A 20633-nucleotide genomic window follows, 5' to 3' on the forward strand; every position below is an offset into this window, starting at 1 on the left:
GGACAGGCCCGGCGGCGGGCGCTACGCCCACTGGGCCCCGGCTTCGGCGAGCAGGTCGCGCAGGATGGAGCGGTGGCAGCGCGTCGCATCCTCGCAGTAACAGCCCACGGAAAAATACGCGTCGTGCGACAGACGGGCCAGCAGCGCCAGCGTGTGGCGCTGCTCCGGTGTGGCCATTTCGCTGCGGTATTTTTTGCCGAAGGCTTCCCATGCGCGCGGGCTGGAGGCCTGCTGGGCCTGCTTGACGGTCTCGGCGCTGGGCGCGAGGTTGGGGTACCACACGTCGTACCAGTCCTGCAGCGCAAATTGCGCCTTGGGCACCCCGCGCGGCGGCCGGCGCACGGCGCCGATGCGCACGCCTTCGCCGTCGATCCGGGGGCTGCCGAGTTGGACGATGCGAAGCGGCATGGCGCTCTCTCCTGTGCGGCGAATGGTCGGCCATTGTCGTGCGATGCCGGCGGTGGTGAACAATCGGTATAACCATGCCCTCGGGATTTCTGATGACCAAACCGACCGCCGCCTCCTGCCTGCACCAGCCCTTGGCCGAGCGGCTGCGCCCGCGTGCCCTGGGCGAGGTGGTCGGCCAGCAGCACCTGCTGGGCGCGGGAATGCCGCTACGGCTCGCGTTTGAATCGGGGCGCCCGCACAGCTGCATCCTCTGGGGTCCGCCGGGCGTGGGCAAGACCACCATCGCGCGCCTGATGGCCGGCGCGTTCGACGCGCAGTTCATCAGCATCAGCGCCGTGCTCGGCGGGGTCAAGGACATCCGCGAGGCGGTCGAGCGCGCCGAGGCCGCGCGCGACGGGCTGATGCGCCAGCGCACCATCGTCTTCGTCGACGAGGTGCACCGCTTCAACAAGAGCCAGCAGGACGCCTTCCTGCCGCACGTGGAAAGCGGGCTGTTCACCTTCATCGGCGCGACCACCGAGAACCCCTCTTTCGAGGTCAACTCCGCGCTGCTCTCGCGCGCCGCCGTCTACGTGCTGCAACCGCTGTCCGTGCAGGATTTGCGCCAGATCATGGTGCTGGCGCAGGCGGCGGACGCGCTGCCGGCGGTGGAAGACGCGGCGATCGAGCGCTTGACGGCGTACGCGGACGGCGACGCCCGCCGCCTGCTGAACACGCTCGAAACCCTGTCCATGGCTGCGACGCAGCAGCAGCGCGAGCAGATCAGCGACGCCTGGCTGCTCGAGGTGCTGGGCGAGCGCATGCGGCGCTACGACAAGGGGGGCGAGCAGTTCTACGACACCATCAGCGCGCTGCACAAGTCGGTGCGCGGATCGGACCCCGACGCGGCGCTGTACTGGCTGGTGCGCATGCTCGACGGTGGCGCCGACCCGCGCTACATGGCGCGCCGCCTGGTGCGCATGGCGGCCGAGGACGTGGGCCTGGCCGATCCGCGCGCGCTGCGCCTGGCGCTGGACGCCAGCGAGGTCTACGAGCGCCTGGGCAGCCCCGAGGGCGAACTGGCGCTCGCCGAATGCGTGCTGTATCTGGCCGTGGCGCCGAAGTCGAACGCGGTCTACACGGCCTACAACGCCGCGCGCGCCTGGGTCGCAAAGGACGGCACACGCCCCGTTCCCCTGCATTTGCGCAACGCGCCCACGCGGCTCATGAAGACGCTCGACTACGGCCGGGGCTACCGCTACGCGCACGACGAGGAGGGGGGCTTCGCCGCCGGTGAGAACTACCTGCCGCAAGGCATGCCCGCGCCTGGTTTCTACCAGCCCGTGGAGCGGGGCCTGGAGATCAAGATCGCGCAGAAGATGCGCGCGCTGCAGGCGCGCAATGCGTCGGCCGGCGGCGCGGACGATGGCGGCGGGGATTCCTGACGGCCTGCGAGCATGCGCCAGCCAAGGGGAATCCCCTGCGGCGGGGCCGGTGGTGTCTCGCTACAATCAGGCGCGCAAGCCCGCACGGTGACGGTGGTATCCCTGATCCCTGGCGGGTTTTTTGCTACACAGGAAAACCGGCAGGGTGCGGCGATCCCGATGCCCGCGCCGGGTGCACAACGGACGAGAAACGGACAAAGGAGACCCCCTCAAATGGACATCTTGCTCCAACAGATCATCAATGGCCTGGTCCTCGGCAGCATGTACGCCTTGATAGCCCTGGGCTACACGATGGTGTACGGCATCATCCAGCTGATCAATTTTGCCCACGGTGAGGTGCTCATGGTCGGCGCGCTGACCAGCTGGAGCTGCATCGGGATGATGCAGGCGGCCATGCCCGGCGCGCCCGGCTGGCTCATCCTGCTGCTCGCGACCATCAGCGCCTGCGTGGTCGCAGCGGCGCTCAACTTCGCGATCGAAAAAATCGCCTACCGGCCCTTGCGCAACAGCCCGCGGCTGGCTCCGCTGATCACCGCCATCGGCATGTCGATCCTGCTGCAGACGCTGGCGATGATCATCTGGAAGCCGAACTACAAGTCCTACCCCACGCTGCTGCCGAGCACGCCCTTCGAGGTCGGCGGCGCGTACATCACGCCCACGCAGATCCTGATTCTGGGCGTCACGGCCGTGGCCCTGGCCACGCTGGTGTACCTGGTGAACTACACCCGCCTGGGCCGCGCGATGCGCGCCACGGCGGAGAACCCGCGCGTCGCCGCGCTCATGGGCGTGCGGCCGGACATGGTGATCTCCGCCACCTTCATCATCGGCGCCGTGTTGGCCGCGATCGCCGGGATCATGTACGCGTCCAACTACGGCACGGTGCAGCACACCATGGGCTTTCTGCCGGGGCTGAAGGCTTTCACGGCGGCGGTGTTCGGCGGCATCGGCAACCTGACCGGCGCCGTGGTCGGCGCCATCCTGCTGGGCCTGATCGAGGCCATCGGTTCGGGCTACATCGGCACGCTCACGGGCGGTCTGCTGGGCAGCCACTACACTGACATTTTTGCGTTCATCGTGCTCATCATCATCCTGACCCTGCGCCCCTCGGGTCTGCTCGGTGAGCGCGTGGCCGATCGCGCCTGAGGAGCCCCGCACCATGAAATACGGCAAAACCCGCTGGATCATCGGCGCCGCCGCGCTGCTCGTGCTGCCGCTGATCCTGCAATCCTTTGGCAACGCCTGGGTGCGCATCGCCGACCTGGCGCTGCTGTACGTGCTGCTCGCGCTGGGCCTGAACATCGTGGTCGGCTACGCCGGCCTGCTGGACTTGGGCTACGTGGCCTTCTACGCCGTGGGCGCGTACCTGTTCGCGCTCATGGCTTCGCCGCACCTGGCGGAAACTTTTCCCGCCTTCGCCGCGATGTTCCCGAACGGCCTGCACACCTCGCTGTGGCTCGTGATACCGCTGGCGGCGATGCTTGCGGCGTTCTTCGGGGCGCTGCTGGGCGCGCCCACGCTGAAGCTGCGCGGGGACTACCTGGCGATCGTCACGCTGGGCTTCGGCGAAATCATCCGCATCTTTTTGAACAACCTGGACCACCCCGTGAACCTGACGAATGGGCCCAAGGGCCTGGGCCAGATCGACTCGGTCAAGATCTTTGGTCTGGACCTGGGCCGGCCACTGGAATTGTTCGGCTTCGACCTCAGCTCGGTCACGCTGTACTACTACCTGTTCCTGGCCCTGGTGCTGGTCTCGATCGTCATCTGCCAGCGCCTGCAGGACTCGCGCATCGGCCGCGCCTGGATGGCCATCCGCGAGGACGAGATCGCCGCCAAGGCCATGGGCATCAACACCCGCAACATGAAGCTGCTGGCCTTTGCCATGGGCGCCTCGTTCGGCGGTGTCTCGGGCGCCATGTTCAGCGCCTTCCAGGGCTTCGTCTCGCCCGAGTCGTTCGGCCTGATGGAGTCGATCATGATCGTCGCCATGGTGGTTCTCGGCGGCATCGGGCACCTGCCCGGCGTGATCCTGGGCGCCGTGCTGCTGTCGGCGCTGCCCGAGGTGCTGCGCTACGTGGCCGGCCCGTTGCAGGCGATGACGGACGGGCGTCTGGACTCGGCAATCCTGCGCCAGCTGCTCATTGCGCTGGCCATGATCAGCATCATGCTGCTGCGGCCCCGGGGCCTGTGGCCGGTTCCCGAGCACGGCAAGAGCCTGGCGCGCAAGACCTGAACCCCGCGGAGGCAAGAGCATGGAAGAGCACAGCAAGAATCCGGCGGGCGAGGTAGTGCTGCGTGTGAGCGGCGTTTCCAAGCGTTTTGGCGGCCTGCAAGCCCTTTGCGGGGTGGGGGTCTGCATCGAGCGCGGTCAGGTCTACGGCCTGATCGGCCCCAACGGCGCCGGCAAGACCACGTTCTTCAACGTGATCACCGGCCTGTACAGCCCCGACGACGGCAGCTTCGAGCTCGCCGGCCGGGCCTACAAGCCCGCCGCAGTGCACGAGGTGGCGAAGGCCGGAATCGCCCGCACGTTCCAGAACATCCGCCTGTTTCCCGACATGACGGCGCTCGAGAACGTGATGGTCGGGCGCCATATCCGCACCCGCTCGGGCCTGCTCGGCGCGGTGCTGCGCACCAAGCGCTTCCGGCAGGAAGAGCAGGCGATTGCCGGGCGCTCCCGGGAACTGCTCGACTACGTCGGCATCAGCAAGTTTGCCGACTACAAGGCGCGCACCCTGAGCTACGGCGACCAGCGCCGCCTGGAGATCGCCCGCGCGCTGGCCACCGACCCCCAGCTGATCGCGCTCGACGAGCCCGCCGCCGGAATGAACGCCACCGAGAAACTGCAACTGCGCGAGCTGATCGACCGCATCCGCAACGACAACCGCACCATCTTGCTCATCGAGCACGACGTGAAGCTGGTGATGGGCCTGTGCGACCGCGTGACGGTGCTCGACTACGGCAGGCAGATTGCCGAGGGCACGCCCGCCGCCGTGCAGAAGGACGAGAAAGTCATCGCCGCCTACCTGGGCACCGGAGGACATTGAGCATGACCGAAAAATCCAGCGAGTTGCTGCTGCGGGTCAAGGGCCTGAAGGTGGCCTACGGCGCAATACAGGCCGTCAAGGGTGTGGATTTCGAGGTGCGCGCGGGCGAGCTGGTCTCGCTCATCGGCTCCAACGGCGCCGGCAAGACCACCACCATGAAGGCCATCACCGGCATCCTGGCCATGAACCAGGGCGAGATCGAATACCTGGGCGCGGGAATAGCCGGCCGGGGCGCGTGGGAACTGGCCGGGAAGGGCCTGGTGATGGTTCCCGAGGGCCGCGGCGTATTCTCCCGCATGAGCATCACCGAGAACCTGCAGATGGGCGCCTATACGCGCAGCGACAAGGCCGGGATCCTGGCCGACATCGAGAAGGTGTTCGGCATCTTCCCGCGCCTGCGCGAGCGCCGGGGGCAGTTCGCCGGAACCCTGTCGGGCGGCGAGCAGCAGATGCTGGCCATGGGCCGCGCGCTGATGGGCCGACCCAAGCTGCTGCTGCTCGACGAGCCCTCGATGGGGCTGTCGCCGCTCATGGTGGACAAGATCTTCGAGGTGGTGCGCGAGGTCTACGCGCTGGGCGTGACCATCTTGCTGGTCGAGCAGAACGCGAGCCGCGCGCTGGCGATCGCCGACCGCGGCTACGTGATGGAGTCCGGACTCATCACCATGACCGGGGCCGGCCGGGACCTGCTGAACGACCCCAAGGTGCGCGCCGCCTACCTGGGCGAGTAAGCGGGGACGGTGTGTCGTCAGGCTTTGGCGGACGGCTCCAGGCAATGCCCGACAGCACCCCGCTCCAGCAGGTCGCGCCGGCCGAACCCGCAGCGGCGCACGAGCCGCCCGTGGTCGACGTGCAGGGCCTGTGGACCTGCTTCGGCAAGGGCGACGCAGCCTTCACCGTGCACCAGGACCTGCAACTGCGTGTGCAGCGCGGCGAAATGCTCTCGCTGGTGGGGGGCTCGGGCACCGGCAAGACGGTGCTGCTGCGCCAGATCCTGGGCCTGACCCAGCCCACGCGCGGTCAGGTCACGGTGCTCGGGCGCCCCGCCCGCGAGATCGGGCGCGCGGGCGCCGCAAGCCGCGTGGGAATGCTGTTCCAGCACGGCGCGCTGTTTTCCGCCTTCAACGTGCTCGACAACGTGGCCTTTGCGCTGCGCGAGCAGGGCACGCTGCCCGACGACCTGGTGCGCGACGCGGCGCTGGTCAAGCTGCGCATGGTGGGGCTCGAACCCGGGCACGCCGCGCGCATGCCGGCGGACCTGTCCGGCGGCATGGTCAAGCGCGTGGCGCTGGCGCGCGCGCTCATCATGGACCCGCCGCTGCTGCTGCTCGACGAGCCCACTGCGGGGCTGGACCCGAACAGCGCCGACGACTTCTGCGCGCTGCTGCGCGCGCTGCACGCGGCGCTGGGCCTGACCGTGGTCATGGTCACGCACGATCTGGACACCCTGTTCGCGCTCAGTACCCGCGTCGCCGTGCTGGCCGAAAAGAAAGTCATCGCCAGCGGAGCGCCGCGCACGGTCGCGCAGTGCGCGCACCCCTTCATCGCGCAGTTTTTCATGGGCGAGCGCGGCCGGCGCGCCATGGCCCCTGTGCAGGCCAGCGCGGCAGACAAGGAACCCATCTGATGGAAAACAAATCACACGCCCTCGCTGCGGGCATCTTCGTGCTGCTGGTCAGCGCCTTGCTGGTGGGGCTGACCGTCTGGCTCACGCGCGACGTCGCCGCCTACGTGCACTACGAGATCTCCACCGAGGACGGCGTCAGCGGCTTGCAGCCCCAGGCTGCCGTGCGCTACAAGGGCGTGGCCGTGGGCAAGGTCACGCACATCGGCTTTGACCCGAAGGTCAGCGGCAACGTGCTGATCCGCATCGCCGTCGACAAGCAGGCGCCCATCGGCCTCAACACCTACGCCATGCTCGGCTACCAGGGCGTCACGGGCCTGTCGCACGTGCTGCTCGACGACGCCGACAAACCCTACCCCGCGCTGCCACCGGGCCCCGGCGACCTGCCGCGCCTGCGGCTCAAGCCCTCGCCCTTTGGCCGACTCGCCGAGCAGGCGCCCGACACGCTGAGCCAGGTGGCAGAAGCCGCGAGCCGCCTGAACGAGATGCTCGGCGACGAGAACCAGCAGCGGTTGCGCACGGCGCTGGAGCGCATTGGTCAAGCCGCGGGCAGTGTCGATACGCTCACCCGGCGGCTCGACGCCAGCGTCACCCAGGGCCTCGATCCGGCACTCGCCGCGCTGCCCCCGCTCGCCGGCGACGTACGCCAGACCCTGGAAACGTTGCAGCAGGCCGCCGCCAGCGTATCCACCCTGACCGCGGACCTGGGCAGGACCCGGCAGCGCCTCGACGCAGAAGGCGGCGCCATCGATCAGATCAGCGTCGGCGCCCGCTCCCTGGCCCGCGCCGCCGAGCAACTCAGTACGAGCACGCTGCCGCGCGTGGGCCGCGCGGCGGACGCCACGGCCCGCGCCGCACGCCAGATCGGCCATGCCGCAGGTGGAATCGGCGACAACCCGCAGATACTCCTGCGGGGAACGGGTCACGTCCCGCCCGGCCCCGGCGAGCCCGGCTTTGCGCAGCCCTGAGAGAGCCCCATGAACGCCATGCAAAACACAGCGGCAAAAAAACCTGGTTGCGGCGCAGGAAGAATCGTCCGCCTGGGATGGCTCGTCCTCCCGGCGCTCAGCGGCTGCTCGACACTGCTGGACGCGCCCGTGCGCCCCGTGCACTACGACTTCGGCCCCGGCTCCGTGGTTGCGGCGCCGGCCGAGCAGCGCGCACCGCTGCCCGCGTTGGCGCTGGCCGACGTGCAGGCACCCGGTCTGCCCGAGGGCAGCAGCGCCGTGCTCTACCGCCTGGCCTACGCCGATGCCCGACAGCTGCACGCTTACAGCCAGGCGCGCTGGAGCCAGCCGCCGGCGCAATTGCTGCAGCAACGCCTGCGCGAACGGCTTGGCCAGCGCCGCGCCATCCTCCGGGACGACGACGCAGGGGCGCCGGTGCGCGACACGCTCCCCCAGGGCGGCAGGCTGCCGCTGGTGCTGCGCGTGGAGTTGGAGGAATTCAGCCAACGGTTCAGCAGCCCGACCGAAAGCGCTGCCGTGGTCCAGCTGCGCGCCACGCTGATCGAACGCGGCCCCGTGGGCGAAACGCTGCGCGGGCAGCGCGTATTCAGCGTGCAACGGCCCGCAGGCTCGGCGGACGCCGTGGGCGGGGTGGCTGCGCTGGTCCAGGCGTCAACGCAGTTGGCGGACGAGCTTGCGCAGTGGGTGGAACAGATCGGGCCCTGAAGCACCGTTCCCGGACGGGGCCTGCCCGATTCAAACGCTCTCGTGGTGCACGACGCCGTGGGGCAGCAAGCGCCTGAACCGCTCCCGCAGGGCGGCGGCGCGCTCTGCGCCAGCGGCCAGAGTGACTTCTTCAAACAGGGCGTTGCCCACGTCGAGCATTCCCACAGGGTCCTTGGCGGCGCGCAGTGCCTCACGAAAATGCTGCGCCTGCGCGGGGTCGCGGCGCGCAAACAGCCGCTCGCAGATGTCGAACAGGTACATGCGCGCACCGGCCAACGAGCGCGCAGGGCTGCCGGGTTTGGGCTTCCGAACGAAACTGGCCGTGAGGTAGCCCTGGCGCAAAAGGCTTTCGACGATCTGCGCTCCGCCGCCGTCGTACATGGCCTGCAACTCGCACAGCGGCTTGTCCTGCGCCAGCAACAACAGCGAGCGTTCGCGCAGGCTCAGGGTGCGCATGCCGGGTGAGAGCTCCAGACGGGCTTTTTCCGTTTTTTTCAACAGCATGTCAGCGATTGTGACAATTTGACGTGACACTTCCGTGACATGACCGGGGTGGCGCTGCTCTTTTGCCGGGCAGCCGACGCATGTGGAAACCAACAGGGCGATCCTGCGCGGCGCTTCAGACCAGCGCAAAACCCTGGGCGCCCCGGGGCATGTCACAATCGACGGCTCTCATAAGGCTTTTGCGCACATATGCTGCTACCCGATTGGGCCGTACTGAACGCCGCCATCGACTGGCTGGGCCATGGCCTGTGGCGCCTGGATTGGTGGCAGGTCGTTCTGTACACCCTGGCGACGACGCACGTCACCATTGCGGCGGTCACGATCTTCCTGCACCGCGCGCAGGCGCACCGGGCGCTGTGGCTGCACGCGATTCCCGCGCATTTCTTCCGCTTCTGGCTGTGGCTCGGCACGGGCATGGTGACCAAGGAGTGGGTCGCCATCCATCGCAAGCACCACGCCCGGTGCGAGAGCCCGGACGACCCCCACAGCCCCCAGACGCGCGGACTGCGAACCGTGGTGTGGCGTGGCGCCGAGCTGTACCGCACCGAGTCCGGGAACCAGGAAACCATCCGGCAATTCGGCCACGGCACGCCGGACGACTGGCTGGAGCGCAATGTCTACACCCGCTACGACTGGCAAGGCGTGGGCCTGATGCTGATTCTGAACCTGGCCCTGTTCGGCGCGCTCGGCGCGACCGTGTGGGCCGTGCAGATGCTCTGGATTCCGTTCTGGGCGGCCGGCGTGGTCAACGGCGTGGGGCACTACTGGGGTTATCGCAACTTTGAAGTGCGCGACGCGAGTACGAATATCCTTCCCTGGGGAATCCTCATTGGCGGCGAAGAACTGCACAACAACCACCACACCTACCCCACTTCGGCGAAGTTTTCCGTCCGGCGCGCTGAGTTCGACCTCGGCTGGGTCTACATCCGCATGCTGCGCAAAGTCGGTTGGGCCACGGTCCGCAAGGTGCCGCCCAAGCTGCAACTCGGCGAGCTCAGGCCCGTTGCCGATGAAAAAACCCTGGAAGCCCTGATTGCCAACCGCTACGAGGTGATGGCCGGCTACGCACGCGGTATCCGCCGGGTGTGCAAGGAGGAAATCGCCGCGCTGCAGGCGCGCCAGGCCGACGCTTCGGTCCTCAAGGCCGCCAGGCGCTGGTTGCACCGCGATGCGGAGAAGGTTCCGGCCGGGGCCCTGCCGCAACTCGCGCAGGTACGCGCCGCGTACCCTGCGCTCGACAAGCTGGTGACCATGCGGGAGGAACTGCGCCAGTTGTGGAGCGACACCGCGCAGTCGCGCGCGCAGCTCACGGCAGACCTGCAGGCCTGGTGCCGCCGCGCAGAAGAAAGCGGCGTTGCCGTGCTGCGCGATTTCTCGATCCGCCTGCGTGCCGCGCACGTCTGACCTTGCGCTGCCTGCGATCAGCCCCTCGGGCGCGCGCTGCAAGCCAGGGGCTATGGCCGCAGATTCCCCGGCATGAAGTACAGCAGCACGCAGGTCATGATCAGGTAGCGGAAAAATTTGCCCACGGCCATATAGGCCAGGCAGGGCCAGAACGGCAGCTTCAGCCAGCCCGCCACGGCGCACAGCGGGTCACCCACCATGGGCAGCCAGCTCAGCAGGCAGGCACGGGCGCCAAAGCGCCTGAGCCAGTTCAGCGCCCGGGTCTCGGTGGCATTCCTGCGGACCTTGTCGAGCACCTTGTGCGCGCCCAGGCCCAGCCACCAGCTCAGGCCACCTCCGAGCGTGTTGCCTGCCGTGGCCACGAAGATGGCGGGCCAGAACAGATCGGGGTTGATCTTCACGAGGCCAAAGACTGCGGGCTCCGATCCCAGTGGCAGCAGCGTGGCCGAGACGAACGACACGGCAAACACCGTGCTCAGGCCGAACTGCGGCAGCGCCAGCCATTCGAGCAGTTGGTGCATCCAGATTTCCATGGGCAGGAAGTGTAGGCGCCGAGCATGCCCGGAAGAAGTTTTCTTGCGCAAAATGCGCGGCAGCGCCGGATGCACGGTTTGCCCGCGGGCGCTGCTGCGCGCAGTCGATCCTCCCGGGTCGCCCGATAAGATAATCGCGCGATGGCCGACGTATTTGAACAGCCCACGCTCTTGCAGCGTCTTGCGCCCCTGCTGCGGGGGTTCGACCTGCCCCTCATCCTGCTGGTGTTCCTGTTGGCCTGCGCCGGATTGCTGGGCATGTACTCCTCGGGCTACGACCATGGGACGCGCTTTGCCGACCATGGGCGCAACATGCTCATCGCCGGCGCCATTCTCTTCCTGGTGGCCCAGGTGCCGCCGCAGAAAATCATGGCGTGCGCCGTGCCACTGTACGCACTGGGCGTGTTGCTGCTGGTGGCGGTGGCGGTGTTCGGCATCACGAAGAAGGGCGCGCAGCGCTGGGTGAACGTCGGTGTCGTCATCCAGCCGAGCGAAATCCTGAAGATCGCCATGCCGCTGATGCTCGCCTGGTGGTTCCAAAAGCGCGAGGGCGCCTTGCGTCCGCTGGATTTCGTTGCGGCCGGGCTGCTGCTGGCGCTTCCGGTCGGGCTGGTCATGAAGCAGCCCGACCTCGGGACCGCGTTGCTCGTGCTGGTGGCCGGTCTGTCGGTGATCTTCTTTGCGGGCCTGTCGTGGCGGCTGATTCTCCCGCCCGCGCTGATCGGCGGCGCGGGGATCCTGACCCTGGTGCTGCTGGGGGACTCGCTGTGTGCCGAGGGCGTGCGCTGGCCGGTGCTGCACGACTACCAGCAGCAACGCATCTGCACCCTGCTCGATCCGACCCGCGATCCGCTCGGAAAAGGTTTCCACATCATCCAGGGGATGATCGCCATCGGCTCCGGTGGTGTCTGGGGCAAGGGCTTCATGGCGGGAACGCAGACGCACCTGGAGTTCATCCCCGAGCGCACCACCGACTTCATCTTCGCCGCGTTCTCCGAGGAATTCGGACTCGCGGGCAACCTGTTCCTGATCGTCTGCTTTCTGCTGCTGGTCTGGCGCGGTCTGACCATTGCCGCAGGCGCCAGTAGCCTGTTCGGGCGGCTGATGGCAGGGGCGGTGTCGGTGACCTTCTTCACCTATGCCTTCGTGAACATGGGAATGGTCAGCGGAATCCTGCCGGTGGTGGGCGTTCCGCTGCCCTTCATCAGCTACGGCGGCACCGCGATGGTCGTTCTCGGCTTGGCGCTGGGCATTCTGATGTCGGTGGCGCGGGAGGCGAGATCGCCTTTCCCGGCGCTGTAGATCAGGGCTCGAGCTGTTTGCCACGCGTCTCCGGCAGCGTCAGTGCGGCGAGGATCAGCACACCGTAGGCAATCGCGGCGAAAACGCCGATCGCATGACCGAGCGGCATGTGCTGGCTGGCCAGGCCGATCAGGAAGGGGAAAAGGGCGCCGACGGCACGGCCCACGTTGTAGCAAAACCCCTGGCCGGAGCCGCGCACCCGCGTCGGGAACAGTTCGGTCAGGAAAGCGCCCATTCCGCTGAAAACCCCGGAAGCGAAAAAGCCGAGCGGCAAACCAAGGAACAGCATGGCGGTGTCGCCCACGACCACGTTCGTATAGGTCAGCGCAATGCCCAGCGCACCCAGCGCGAACAGAATGAAGTTGTTCCTGCGGCCAATCCTGTCGGTCAGCAGGGCGCTGCTCAGGTAGCCGGCGTAGGAGCCCACGATCACCATGGCCAGGTAGCCCCCGGTGCCCAGCACGGTCAGGTGGCGCTCGGTCGTCAGAAAGGTCGGCAACCAGGTGGCGATCGCGTAGTAGCCACCCTGCGCGCCGGTGGTGAGCAGCGAAGCGCGCAGCGTGACGCTGAGCAGATCGCGGGAAAAGATGTCGGTGAAGCGCGCCGCCGTGCCGGGGGCGGCGGATTCGTGCGCCTTGTGCTGTTGATAGATTTCCGGCTCGCGCACGAAGCGCCGGATGAAGATCACGAAGACCGCAGGCAGCACGCCGATGATGAACAGCGCGCGCCAGGCGAGTTCTGCGGGCAGCAGCGAGAACACCAGTGCGAACAGCAGCGCCGACAGGCCCCAGCCCAGCGCCCAGCCGGCCTGCACCAGGCCCACGGCCTTGCCGCGGTCCCGGGCGCGGATGATCTCGCCCATGAGCACCGCGCCGGCGGTCCACTCGCCGCCGAAGCCCAGGCCCATGAGCGCGCGCGCCACCAGCAACTGCCCGAAATTCTGTGCCAGACCGCACAACAGGGTGAAGAAGGCGAACCACAGAATGGTCAGCTGCAATGTCTTCACCCGGCCGATCCGGTCCGACAGGATGCCGGCCGCCCAGCCCCCGACCGCCGACGCCAGCAGGGTGGCGGTGCCGATCAGCCCGGCGTCCGCCTTGGTGATTCCCCAGATGGCGATGAGCGTCGGAATCACGAAGCTGAGGAACTGGGTATCCATCGCGTCGAGTGCGTAGCCGACCTTGCAACTCCAGAAGGTGCGTTTTTCCTGCCGGGACAGCGGGTGGTACCAGGAAAGAAAGCCGCTGCGGGGTTCCGTTGCCCTGTGGGCAGGCTCATTTGGGGTCGTCATCTGTGTCTCCAATGTCGTTGCTTGGTTTCTACGGTGCGGCCGGCGCAGGCTGGCCATCGATGCTCAGAAAACCGCCAGGCGCTCGTTCGGGATGTCCGTGATCAGCATGTGCCCGGGCTTGTGCGCGATGGCCAGGGGCAGCCGGGCGCTGCGGATCGCTTCCTGCGGGGTCACCCCGCAGGCCCAGAACACCGGGGTTTCGTCCGGCAGAACCTCGACCGCATCGCCGTAGTCCGGGCGCTGCAGGTCGCCGATGCCAATCAGCGCCGGGTCACCGAAATGCACCGGTGCGCCATGCACCGCGGGAAAGCGGCTGCTGATCTGGATCGCGCGGATCGCGTCGGCGGCCCTGAGCGGGCGCATCGACACGACCAGCTGGCCGCCGAACGGCCCAGCCGCCTTGTTCGGAATCTGGCTGCGGTACATCGCCACGTTCTTGTGCTGCGCGACGTGCCGCAGCGCGATTCCGGCACGCAGCAGCATCTGCTCGAACGAGAACGAGCAGCCGATGGCAAACGCCACCAGATCGTCCTGCCATACCTCGGCCAGCGAAGGCAGTTCCTGCGCCAGTTCGCCGTTGCGGTACAGGTAGTAGCCCGGCAGGTCGCTGCGCACGTCGATCCCGGCGCCCAGCGCCGGCAGCGCCCACTGCCCGGGCTCGCCCACCGCGAGCAGGGGGCAGGCTTTCGGGTTGAGGGCACAAAAGCGCAGGAAGTCGCTGCTCACGGCGTGCGGCAGGACCACCAGGTTGGCTTGCGCGAAATCGCCGCAGAGGCCCGCCGTGGACGCACGAAAGCGCCCTGCGCGGACGGTACGGCGGAATTCGGCTGGGGTCATGGCTTGTCTCGTGGGGCAATGGCTACGATCGCCCTGCAAGATAGGGGCAAGAAAAAATGGACGCCAGCTACTTTTTATGGCCCTTGCTGTATAGGATTTGTTAACGACCGGTCCGCTGCAATGAACATCCGCTTTCTCGAGACCCTCGTCACGCTGGCGCAGCTCAAGAGCTTTCGCGCCACTGCGCGTGCCCTGCACGCCACACCCGCGGCCATCTCGCTGCGCATCCGGAGCCTGGAGGAAGGGCTGGGAACGGAGTTGGTCGATCGCAGCGGCAGAGAATTTCGCCTGACACCGAACGGCGAATACCTGCTCGGCCACGCCAAGGCCGTCGTCGCCGCCGCGCGCAGCATGCGGGCCGCCGCGCACAAGGAGAATCCGGTCCAGGGCCGACTGCGCCTGGGGGTGATCGAAACGGTGGTGCACAGCTGGTTGTCGCGTTTCGTCGGGCTGCTGAGCGCGCAATACCCGCAGGTGGAGATCGAGCTCATGGTGGACACGAGCAGCGTCTTGCAAAAGCGCCTGCTGAGCGACGAACTGGACCTGGTCGTGCGTGTGGAAGGGATCGATCGCCCGCAGATCGTCTCGACCGCGTTGGCGATCTGCCCGGTGCAGTGGATTGCGCACAGGGACCTGTTGCCACCGCGTCCGCAGCAATTGGCCAGGCAGGTCCTGCAACACCCGATCCTGAGCTTCGCGCGTGCAACGGTGCCGCAGCGCGCGTTGGAAGAGGTCGTCGCGCAGCTCGCCGGGCGCGAGGGCGTCCCGGTGGCGCAGACGCGGATCACCTGCTCGCCCTCGGTCGCCGCCATCGTGCGCCTGGTCAGGGACGGCTACGGAATCGCGGCGATCCCGGGCCTGTTCGTCAGCGACTACCTGGACCGCGGGGAATTCGTCGAGTTGGCCCCGCTCCCACCGCTGCCCGCGATCGCCGTGACCCTGTGCCGCAACGCCCAGGCGCAGGGGCTGACCCATGCCGCGGCCCAGGTGATGCAGCGGGCCTGCACCGAGTTTGGCCAGGAGACAGCCCCGCGCTTTATCGGCGTGCTGTGTTGAGCGGGAGGGTAGGGCGGCTGCGCCCGTGCACCAGCGCGCGCCGCAGGGCAGACAGGTTCTAAAATCCCCCGATGACTCTCCACCCCCCCCACGCCACGCCCCGGCGCGCAGCCACCCGCCAGCGCATCGATATTGCCCGCGAACTGCTGCTGACTCCCTTTGGTCTGGACGAAGGCCATCTGGCCCGCGCGCTGGCCGAGATCCGCGCCCACCAGGTGGACGACGCCGACCTGTACTTTCAGTACACGCGCAGCGAGGGCTGGGGCCTGGAAGAGGGAATCGTCAAGACGGGCTCTTTCAGCATCGAGCAGGGGGTGGGGGTGCGCGCGGTAAGCGGCGAGAAAACGGCGTTTGCCTATTCCGACGACATCTGCGAGGCGGCGCTGCTCGACGCCGCGCGCACCGTGCGCTCCATCTGCGCGGCAGCGCAGGCCGGCCGGGTGCGGGTGGCGCGCCCCAAGCTGGCTGCGGGCCGCAGCCTCTATCCGGGCGTCGATCCGATCGCCTCGCTCGACAGCACGGCCAAGGTGGCGCTGCTCGAGAAGCTGGAGCGGCGCGCACGCGCCAAGGATCCGCGCGTGACGCAGGTCATGGCGGGCCTGGCCAGCGAGTACGACGTGGTGCTGGTTGCCCGGGCCGATGGCACGCTGGCCGCGGACGTGCGTCCGCTGGTGCGCCTGTCGGTGACGGTCATCGCCGAGCAGGGCGGGCGCCGCGAGCAGGGTTTTGCGGGCGGTGGCGGACGCTTCGATCTGAGCTGTTTCGACGACGCGCAGATTGACCGCTACGTCGATGATGCGGTGCAGGCCGCGCTGACGAATCTGCAGGCGCGCCCCGCCCCGGCAGGCGAGATGACCGTGGTGCTCGGCCCCGGCTGGCCTGGCATTTTGCTGCACGAGGCCATAGGCCATGGCCTGGAGGGGGATTTCAACCGCAAGGGGTCGAGCGCCTTCAGCGGTCGGGTCGGTCAGCGTGTGGCGGCCCGGGGCGTCACGGTTCTGGACGACGGCAGCATCGCCGAGCGCCGCGGCTCGCTGAATATCGACGACGAGGGCCATGCAAGCCAGAGCAATGTGCTGATCGAGGACGGCATCCTCAAGGGCTACCTCCAGGACACACTCAACGCCCGCCTCATGGGCGTGGCGCCCACGGGCAACGGCCGGCGCGAAAGCTACGCGCATATCCCCATGCCGCGCATGACCAACACCTATATGCGCGGGGGCGACAGAGATCCGGCGGAGATCATCGCCAGCATCAAAAAGGGGCTGTACGCGAGCAACTTCGGCGGCGGGCAGGTCGACATCACCTCGGGCAAGTTCGTGTTCTCGGCGAGCGAGGCCTATTGGGTGGAGAACGGCAAGATCGAGTACCCCGTGAAGGGTGCGAGCATCATCGGCAGCGGGCCCGAAGCGCTCAAGAAGGTCAGCATGATCGGCAACGACATGCGCCTGGACAGCGGCGTCGGCACCTGTGGCAAGGAAGGCCAGAGCGTTCCCGTCGGTGTGGGGCAGCCCACCCTGCGCATCGAAGGCTTGACGGTGGGTGGCACGGCCTGAACTCCCCTGCACCAGACGAGACGCGCCGACAGAGCCCACCCTTCGCCCTCCACGCACACCCATGCACACTGCCATGCCAGCCTCTTTCGCTTCCCTCTCCTCGCGCGCAAGCCCCTGCGCGCTCACACGGTCGCGGCTGACCCCCCTGTTGCTGGCCGCGGCAATGGCACTGGCCGCTGCAGCCGCCTCGCAAGACGCGCAGGCGCGCAGCAAGAGAGCGGACCCGTCCGCACCCGGCGGGCCGACCCAGGCGAAAAAGCCATCCGCGAAAATCAAACACCAGCGCAGTCCGTCCGAAGAGAGCAGCGCGCAGCGGGACCGGCGCCTCTACCGGGAATGCCAGGGGCGCCCGAACGCGGGCGCCTGCCTGGGCTATACGAAGAAACCGTGAGCCCCGCGTCCGCGGCAAGCGCTCAGAAGTGATCCCGCCCCTGCAGACGCGCGAGGATGCGCACATCGTCCCCCACGCGGTCCAGCGAATGAAAAGCCAGCGTCTGCGCCTGCGATAACGCGGCCAGGGGCGCAAGCTGCGCCATGCCAAAGCCCTCACCGACCAGCCGGGGGGCCAGGTACAGCAGCAGTTCATCCACGCATCCCGCGTGCAGCAGCGAGCCATTGAGCTGGTACCCCGCCTCGACGTGCAACTCGTTGATCTCCCGGCGTCCGAGGTCGCGCACCATGGCCACCAGGTCCACCTTGCCCCGCACGTCCGGCAGCAGGCTCACCGTCGCGCCGCGCTCCTCGAGCGCGCGCCTTTTGGCGTCAGGCGCGACGGCGGCGTAGATATGGACGGCGCGCTCGGCGCCGAAAAGAGCCGCATCGAGCGGCACCTGCAAGGCACTGTCGACCAGCACCAGCGCAGGCTGCCGATCCGTTGGCACCGCGCGCACGTCCAGCCGGGGGTCATCGGCCAGCACCGTCCCGATACCGGTCAACACCGCGCAGGCCCGGGCCCGCCAGGCATGCCCGTCGGCGCGTGCGGCAGGCCCCGTCAGCCATTGGCTGACACCGCTGTGCAGCGCCGTCACCCCGTCCAGCGACGCCGCCACCTTCATGCGCACCCAGGGCGTCTTGCGCAGCATGCGGCTGAAAAACCCCATGTTCAGCGCGCGCGCGGCCTGCGCGCCAGATCCGACCTCGACCAGCACGCCAGCGGCGCGCAAACGCGCAAACCCCTGTCCGGCGACCAAAGGGTTCGGATCGGCAATGGACGCCACGACCCGGGCGATTCCCGCGTCCACCAGCGCATCGCAGCAGGGCCCCGTGCGCCCGTGGTGCGCACAGGGCTCGAGCGTGACGTAGGCCGTTGCACCAACGACACAGTGCCCGCATTCCGCCGCATTGCGCAGGGCCATGATTTCGGCGTGCGCGCCCCCTGCACGCTGGGTCGATCCGCGCCCGAGAACAAGCCCGCCGGAATCGGCAATCACACAACCGACGCGCGGATTGGGCGACGTGCGGTACAGGCCCTCAGCGGCCAGTTCCAGCGCTTGGGCAATGCAGTCCGAGTCCGACATAGAACCAAGAAGCCTAACAAAGAAACCTGACGCCGGCGATCGGCGGTCAAACCGGGTGCATGAACGGTAGGTGCCGATTCACAGGCACAAAGTTTACAATCAATTAACCCCATCCATCACCTTGGCACAAAAAATCAACCCGTATGACAAACCGAGCCTGTCCCCCCCGCCGAAACCCGGGATACCGGGCGTTCCCAAGGCGCGCGCCGAAAGGCTTTGGCCTGATCGAAGTGCTCGTGGCCATCGTCATATTGACCTTCGGACTGCTGGGCGCCGTAGGAATGCAGGCATTCTCCATCCAGGCCACCCGCGACGCACGCCTGCAGGCCCAGGCCGTTGGGCTCGCGGTGGAACTCGCGGAAATGATGCGCAGCAACAAGGCCATCGCCGTCAAACCCAATATTGCAGATAACCCCTACTTGGTCGCGTCGACGACGATGGCGTCCCCGAACTACTGCCTCAGCGTTTCCAGCGCCGCCACGGGCTGCACATCCACAACCGACGTGGCACGCGCAGCAATGACCGACTGGCTCGCCCGCGTCGCCGCAGAATTGCCTGGCGCCAGGGTCCGCATCTGCTTTGACGACGCGCCCTATGACGCCCAGAGCGGCCTTGCTCAGTGGAACTGCTCGGCTACTGCCACGCAGGGAATTGTGTTCATCAAGATCGGCTGGACCCGAGCAAGCACCGACAAAAGTGCAACCGGCGATGCCGCCCTGGAAAGAGCCGACGTCCGCCCCTCGGTCATTTTTCCGGTCACTGGCGGGACCACCCCATGACGCTGCAACCGACCTCCCTCTCCTCGGGCCATCGGCAGGCAGCGGCAGGCATGACCCTGATCGAACTGCTGGTGGCCATGGCGCTTGGCCTGTTGATCACACTGGCTGCCACTGCCGCTCTGCTGGTTGCACGCCAGGGTTTCACTGCGGTCGATGCCGGATCGCAATTGCAGGACAACGGCAGATTCCTGCGCAGCATCGTCCAGCGGCTCGTGGCGCAGGCAGGCTACAGGGACCTGCGGTTCATCTCGGAAATGGCACAAAAATCGAACGCCGGCGCACTGCTGGCGCCCGACGTCTTTGGTCTGAACAACAGTTCGCGGGCTTCGGGCAATGCATGGAATCAAGGGACTGCACGCACGGCAGGCGAAGTTGGTTATGGCAGCGACATTCTGGTGCTTCGCTACCAAAGCAGTTCCAGGACTGCCGATGCAGCGGTGTCCGACAGGACGATGATCGACTGCGCCGGCGTCGCGGCGACAGCCGCACCGACGGCAGCGGGCGACAAATTGCTGAGTATTTTTCATGTGGGGGTCGGGAGCGACGGAGAACCAGCCCTCATGTGCACCCGACTGGGTACCGGAAGTACCGCTTACGATACCCAGCCACTGCTCTCGGGGGTGGAAAACTTGCAACTGCTGTACGGAGTCGACGGTATTGCTCCGGGCAACACGGCAGTCCCTTCAGCAAGTACCGCAGACTCGGTGCCAGAGCGCTATTTGCGTGCAGACCAGTTGACGGTGTCTGGTAATGACCAAGCCACGTATGCAAACTGGCGTCGGGTGCGCAGCATCCGCGTCGGCGTCGTGCTTCGGGCCTCCCCCGGATCGGCAATCGACCAGAGCAGCCAGACCTTTTATCCGCTCGGAATTTCAAAGGGCTCGGCGGGTGGAGCCAAGGGTTCCGCCTTTGCAGACAACGCCAATGATCCAGGCACCGTATACACCCCCGTAGCCGATGGCCGTTTGCGCCAAGCGATAACTTTCACCGTGCATTTGCGCAACTCCCAGGGCGACTGATATGGCTGATATGGCGATTTATAAGCCGGGGCTGTGGCCCGCATCTTCCGCGAGCGCAAGAAAGCTCAGGTCAGAGCGCGGTTTGTCACTGATCATCGTCATGTTGATACTGATCGTGGTTTCGCTGCTGGGGATTGCCGGCGCACGGATTGCCATGATGGCGGAGCGCGGTACCCGCAATGACAGGGACCTGCAGATCGCCTGGCAAGCGGCAGAGGCGGCGCTGGTCGATGCGGAGATGGATATCGAAGGTCAGCCAGCCAGTTCCACCAACAAGAGAAACGCGGTCTTCAAGCAGGGCGACGTCGATTTGAGCCAATTCGTCTCCGGTTGCGGCTCCACGGGAACAAGCATTGGACTATGCAGTCTGAACCCCAAGGAAGAAAAACCGGCCTGGCTGGCCGTCAACTTCGAAAAAACCGGCACCGATGCAAGAACGGTGGAATTTGGAAAATTCACAGGTCGAAACTTCCCGGCGGGCGCAACGGGCATACAGCCGGTAAAACCCCCGCGCTATGTGATTGAACCCATTCCCGATGAAGAAAGTACAATGATCGACACCCCCGCAAAGAAAAAATTCCTGTACCGCATAACCGCCATGGGTTTTGGTCCCAAGGGCGACACACAGGTTGTGCTTCAGATGATTTACCGTAATTAAA

Annotated in this window: 22 protein-coding genes; 16 read left to right on the plus strand and 6 right to left on the minus strand. The window is 67.0% G+C overall.

Annotation, left to right across the window (positions count from 1 at the left end; translation table 11 throughout):
- Positions 1-21: 21 nt before the first annotated feature.
- Positions 22-408, minus strand: coding sequence for a DUF488 domain-containing protein (locus tag D5041_RS14435; protein ID WP_265284998.1), 387 nt, complete (start codon positions 406-408; stop codon positions 22-24).
- Between the two features lie 92 nt (positions 409-500).
- On the opposite strand from D5041_RS14435, the gene D5041_RS14440 reads away from it, so the two are divergent.
- From D5041_RS14440 to D5041_RS14475, 8 genes are all read left to right on the plus strand, one after another.
- Entirely contained in the window at positions 501-1832 is a 1332-nt protein-coding gene (locus D5041_RS14440; protein WP_265284999.1) for a replication-associated recombination protein A, read from the plus strand.
- A 213-nt stretch (positions 1833-2045) separates the two neighbouring features.
- Positions 2046-2975 (plus strand): branched-chain amino acid ABC transporter permease, encoded by a 930-nt coding sequence (locus tag D5041_RS14445; protein ID WP_010106113.1) that lies wholly within the window; start codon positions 2046-2048, stop codon positions 2973-2975.
- 13 nt (positions 2976-2988) lie between these two features.
- Positions 2989-4065 (plus strand): ABC transporter permease subunit, encoded by a 1077-nt coding sequence (locus D5041_RS14450; RefSeq protein WP_010106115.1) that lies wholly within the window; start codon positions 2989-2991, stop codon positions 4063-4065.
- A 19-nt stretch (positions 4066-4084) separates the two neighbouring features.
- On the plus strand, positions 4085-4879 hold the full coding sequence (locus D5041_RS14455; RefSeq protein WP_010106116.1) for an ABC transporter ATP-binding protein: 795 nt from the start codon (positions 4085-4087) through the stop codon (positions 4877-4879).
- Positions 4880-4881: 2 nt separating this feature from the next.
- Positions 4882-5610: an ABC transporter ATP-binding protein gene (locus D5041_RS14460; protein ID WP_265256943.1), complete on the plus strand. Its 729-nt coding sequence runs from the start codon at positions 4882-4884 to the stop codon at positions 5608-5610.
- 44 nt (positions 5611-5654) lie between these two features.
- Positions 5655-6506, plus strand: coding sequence for an ABC transporter ATP-binding protein (locus tag D5041_RS14465; protein ID WP_265285000.1), 852 nt, complete (start codon positions 5655-5657; stop codon positions 6504-6506).
- A complete protein-coding gene (locus D5041_RS14470; protein ID WP_010106119.1) occupies positions 6506-7471 on the plus strand; it encodes an MlaD family protein in 966 nt (321 codons plus the stop codon). Before D5041_RS14465 ends, D5041_RS14470 begins: the two co-directional genes overlap by 1 nt.
- A 9-nt stretch (positions 7472-7480) precedes the next feature.
- Positions 7481-8176 carry an ABC-type transport auxiliary lipoprotein family protein gene (locus D5041_RS14475; protein ID WP_265285001.1) on the plus strand — a complete coding sequence of 232 codons (696 nt, stop codon included), beginning with the start codon at positions 7481-7483 and terminating at the stop codon, positions 8174-8176.
- 30 nt (positions 8177-8206) lie between these two features.
- Here the strand turns inward: D5041_RS14475 and D5041_RS14480 are convergent, their stop codons facing one another.
- Positions 8207-8680 carry a Rossmann-fold NAD(P)-binding domain-containing protein gene (locus tag D5041_RS14480; RefSeq protein ID WP_265285002.1) on the minus strand — a complete coding sequence of 158 codons (474 nt, stop codon included), beginning with the start codon at positions 8678-8680 and terminating at the stop codon, positions 8207-8209.
- Positions 8681-8869: 189 nt separating this feature from the next.
- On the opposite strand from D5041_RS14480, the gene D5041_RS14485 reads away from it, so the two are divergent.
- Positions 8870-10084: a DesA family fatty acid desaturase gene (locus tag D5041_RS14485; protein ID WP_265256941.1), complete on the plus strand. Its 1215-nt coding sequence runs from the start codon at positions 8870-8872 to the stop codon at positions 10082-10084.
- 50 nt (positions 10085-10134) lie between these two features.
- On the opposite strand, the gene D5041_RS14490 is transcribed toward D5041_RS14485, so the two are convergent.
- Positions 10135-10617: a YqaA family protein gene (locus tag D5041_RS14490; RefSeq protein WP_265285003.1), complete on the minus strand. Its 483-nt coding sequence runs from the start codon at positions 10615-10617 to the stop codon at positions 10135-10137.
- A gap of 141 nt (positions 10618-10758) precedes the next feature.
- On the opposite strand from D5041_RS14490, the gene rodA reads away from it, so the two are divergent.
- Positions 10759-11919, plus strand: a complete 1161-nt coding sequence (rodA, locus tag D5041_RS14495) for a rod shape-determining protein RodA (protein WP_010106124.1) — start codon at positions 10759-10761, stop codon at positions 11917-11919.
- Between the two features lies 1 nt (position 11920).
- On the opposite strand, the gene D5041_RS14500 is transcribed toward rodA, so the two are convergent.
- Positions 11921-13210, minus strand: a complete 1290-nt coding sequence (locus D5041_RS14500) for an MFS transporter (RefSeq protein WP_265285004.1) — start codon at positions 13208-13210, stop codon at positions 11921-11923.
- Positions 13211-13273: 63 nt separating this feature from the next.
- Positions 13274-14047, minus strand: coding sequence for a putative hydro-lyase (locus tag D5041_RS14505; RefSeq protein ID WP_010106126.1), 774 nt, complete (start codon positions 14045-14047; stop codon positions 13274-13276).
- Positions 14048-14167: 120 nt separating this feature from the next.
- On the opposite strand from D5041_RS14505, the gene D5041_RS14510 reads away from it, so the two are divergent.
- The 3 genes from D5041_RS14510 to D5041_RS14520 all read left to right on the plus strand — a co-directional run bounded on the left by D5041_RS14510 (position 14168) and on the right by D5041_RS14520 (position 17050).
- Entirely contained in the window at positions 14168-15103 is a 936-nt protein-coding gene (locus D5041_RS14510) for a LysR family transcriptional regulator (protein ID WP_265285005.1), read from the plus strand.
- 71 nt (positions 15104-15174) lie between these two features.
- Positions 15175-16659 (plus strand): metalloprotease TldD, encoded by a 1485-nt coding sequence (tldD, locus tag D5041_RS14515; protein ID WP_265281028.1) that lies wholly within the window; start codon positions 15175-15177, stop codon positions 16657-16659.
- 73 nt (positions 16660-16732) lie between these two features.
- Positions 16733-17050, plus strand: a complete 318-nt coding sequence (locus D5041_RS14520; protein WP_081479780.1) for a hypothetical protein — start codon at positions 16733-16735, stop codon at positions 17048-17050.
- Between the two features lie 22 nt (positions 17051-17072).
- Here the strand turns inward: D5041_RS14520 and ribD are convergent, their stop codons facing one another.
- Positions 17073-18176: a bifunctional diaminohydroxyphosphoribosylaminopyrimidine deaminase/5-amino-6-(5-phosphoribosylamino)uracil reductase RibD gene (gene ribD / locus D5041_RS14525; protein ID WP_010103783.1), complete on the minus strand. Its 1104-nt coding sequence runs from the start codon at positions 18174-18176 to the stop codon at positions 17073-17075.
- 143 nt (positions 18177-18319) lie between these two features.
- On the opposite strand from ribD, the gene pilV reads away from it, so the two are divergent.
- The 3 genes from pilV to D5041_RS14540 are packed head-to-tail and all read left to right on the plus strand — an operon-like array spanning position 18320 to position 20632.
- Entirely contained in the window at positions 18320-18955 is a 636-nt protein-coding gene (pilV, locus tag D5041_RS14530; RefSeq protein ID WP_265285006.1) for a type IV pilus modification protein PilV, read from the plus strand.
- Positions 18952-19974, plus strand: coding sequence for a PilW family protein (locus D5041_RS14535; RefSeq protein ID WP_010103787.1), 1023 nt, complete (start codon positions 18952-18954; stop codon positions 19972-19974). Before pilV ends, D5041_RS14535 begins: the two co-directional genes overlap by 4 nt.
- A gap of 1 nt (position 19975) precedes the next feature.
- The gene (locus tag D5041_RS14540) at positions 19976-20632 is read left to right on the plus strand and encodes a pilus assembly PilX family protein (protein ID WP_265285007.1); all 657 of its coding nucleotides are present in this window, start codon (positions 19976-19978) and stop codon (positions 20630-20632) included.
- Position 20633 lies beyond the last annotated feature (1 nt).

It is taken from the genome of Verminephrobacter aporrectodeae subsp. tuberculatae (genome assembly GCF_026127385.1).
GTDB lineage: Bacteria > Pseudomonadota > Gammaproteobacteria > Burkholderiales > Burkholderiaceae_C > Acidovorax > Acidovorax aporrectodeae.

Coding starts and splice junctions, on each gene's coding strand:
- tldD (WP_265281028.1), top strand. CDS start 15,175: ATGACTCTCCACCCCCCCCACGCCACGCCCCGGCGCGCAGCCACCCGC.
- D5041_RS14540 (WP_265285007.1), top strand. CDS start 19,976: ATGGCTGATATGGCGATTTATAAGCCGGGGCTGTGGCCCGCATCTTCC.
- D5041_RS14435 (WP_265284998.1), bottom strand. CDS start 408: ATGCCGCTTCGCATCGTCCAACTCGGCAGCCCCCGGATCGACGGCGAA.
- D5041_RS14460 (WP_265256943.1), top strand. CDS start 4,882: ATGACCGAAAAATCCAGCGAGTTGCTGCTGCGGGTCAAGGGCCTGAAG.
- D5041_RS14485 (WP_265256941.1), top strand. CDS start 8,870: ATGCTGCTACCCGATTGGGCCGTACTGAACGCCGCCATCGACTGGCTG.
- D5041_RS14445 (WP_010106113.1), top strand. CDS start 2,046: ATGGACATCTTGCTCCAACAGATCATCAATGGCCTGGTCCTCGGCAGC.
- D5041_RS14450 (WP_010106115.1), top strand. CDS start 2,989: ATGAAATACGGCAAAACCCGCTGGATCATCGGCGCCGCCGCGCTGCTC.
- pilV (WP_265285006.1), top strand. CDS start 18,320: ATGACAAACCGAGCCTGTCCCCCCCGCCGAAACCCGGGATACCGGGCG.
- ribD (WP_010103783.1), bottom strand. CDS start 18,176: ATGTCGGACTCGGACTGCATTGCCCAAGCGCTGGAACTGGCCGCTGAG.
- D5041_RS14500 (WP_265285004.1), bottom strand. CDS start 13,210: ATGACGACCCCAAATGAGCCTGCCCACAGGGCAACGGAACCCCGCAGC.
- D5041_RS14510 (WP_265285005.1), top strand. CDS start 14,168: ATGAACATCCGCTTTCTCGAGACCCTCGTCACGCTGGCGCAGCTCAAG.
- D5041_RS14490 (WP_265285003.1), bottom strand. CDS start 10,617: ATGGAAATCTGGATGCACCAACTGCTCGAATGGCTGGCGCTGCCGCAG.
- D5041_RS14455 (WP_010106116.1), top strand. CDS start 4,085: ATGGAAGAGCACAGCAAGAATCCGGCGGGCGAGGTAGTGCTGCGTGTG.
- D5041_RS14480 (WP_265285002.1), bottom strand. CDS start 8,680: ATGCTGTTGAAAAAAACGGAAAAAGCCCGTCTGGAGCTCTCACCCGGC.
- D5041_RS14440 (WP_265284999.1), top strand. CDS start 501: ATGACCAAACCGACCGCCGCCTCCTGCCTGCACCAGCCCTTGGCCGAG.
- D5041_RS14475 (WP_265285001.1), top strand. CDS start 7,481: ATGAACGCCATGCAAAACACAGCGGCAAAAAAACCTGGTTGCGGCGCA.
- D5041_RS14535 (WP_010103787.1), top strand. CDS start 18,952: ATGACGCTGCAACCGACCTCCCTCTCCTCGGGCCATCGGCAGGCAGCG.
- D5041_RS14465 (WP_265285000.1), top strand. CDS start 5,655: ATGCCCGACAGCACCCCGCTCCAGCAGGTCGCGCCGGCCGAACCCGCA.
- D5041_RS14470 (WP_010106119.1), top strand. CDS start 6,506: ATGGAAAACAAATCACACGCCCTCGCTGCGGGCATCTTCGTGCTGCTG.
- D5041_RS14505 (WP_010106126.1), bottom strand. CDS start 14,047: ATGACCCCAGCCGAATTCCGCCGTACCGTCCGCGCAGGGCGCTTTCGT.
- rodA (WP_010106124.1), top strand. CDS start 10,759: ATGGCCGACGTATTTGAACAGCCCACGCTCTTGCAGCGTCTTGCGCCC.
- D5041_RS14520 (WP_081479780.1), top strand. CDS start 16,733: ATGCCAGCCTCTTTCGCTTCCCTCTCCTCGCGCGCAAGCCCCTGCGCG.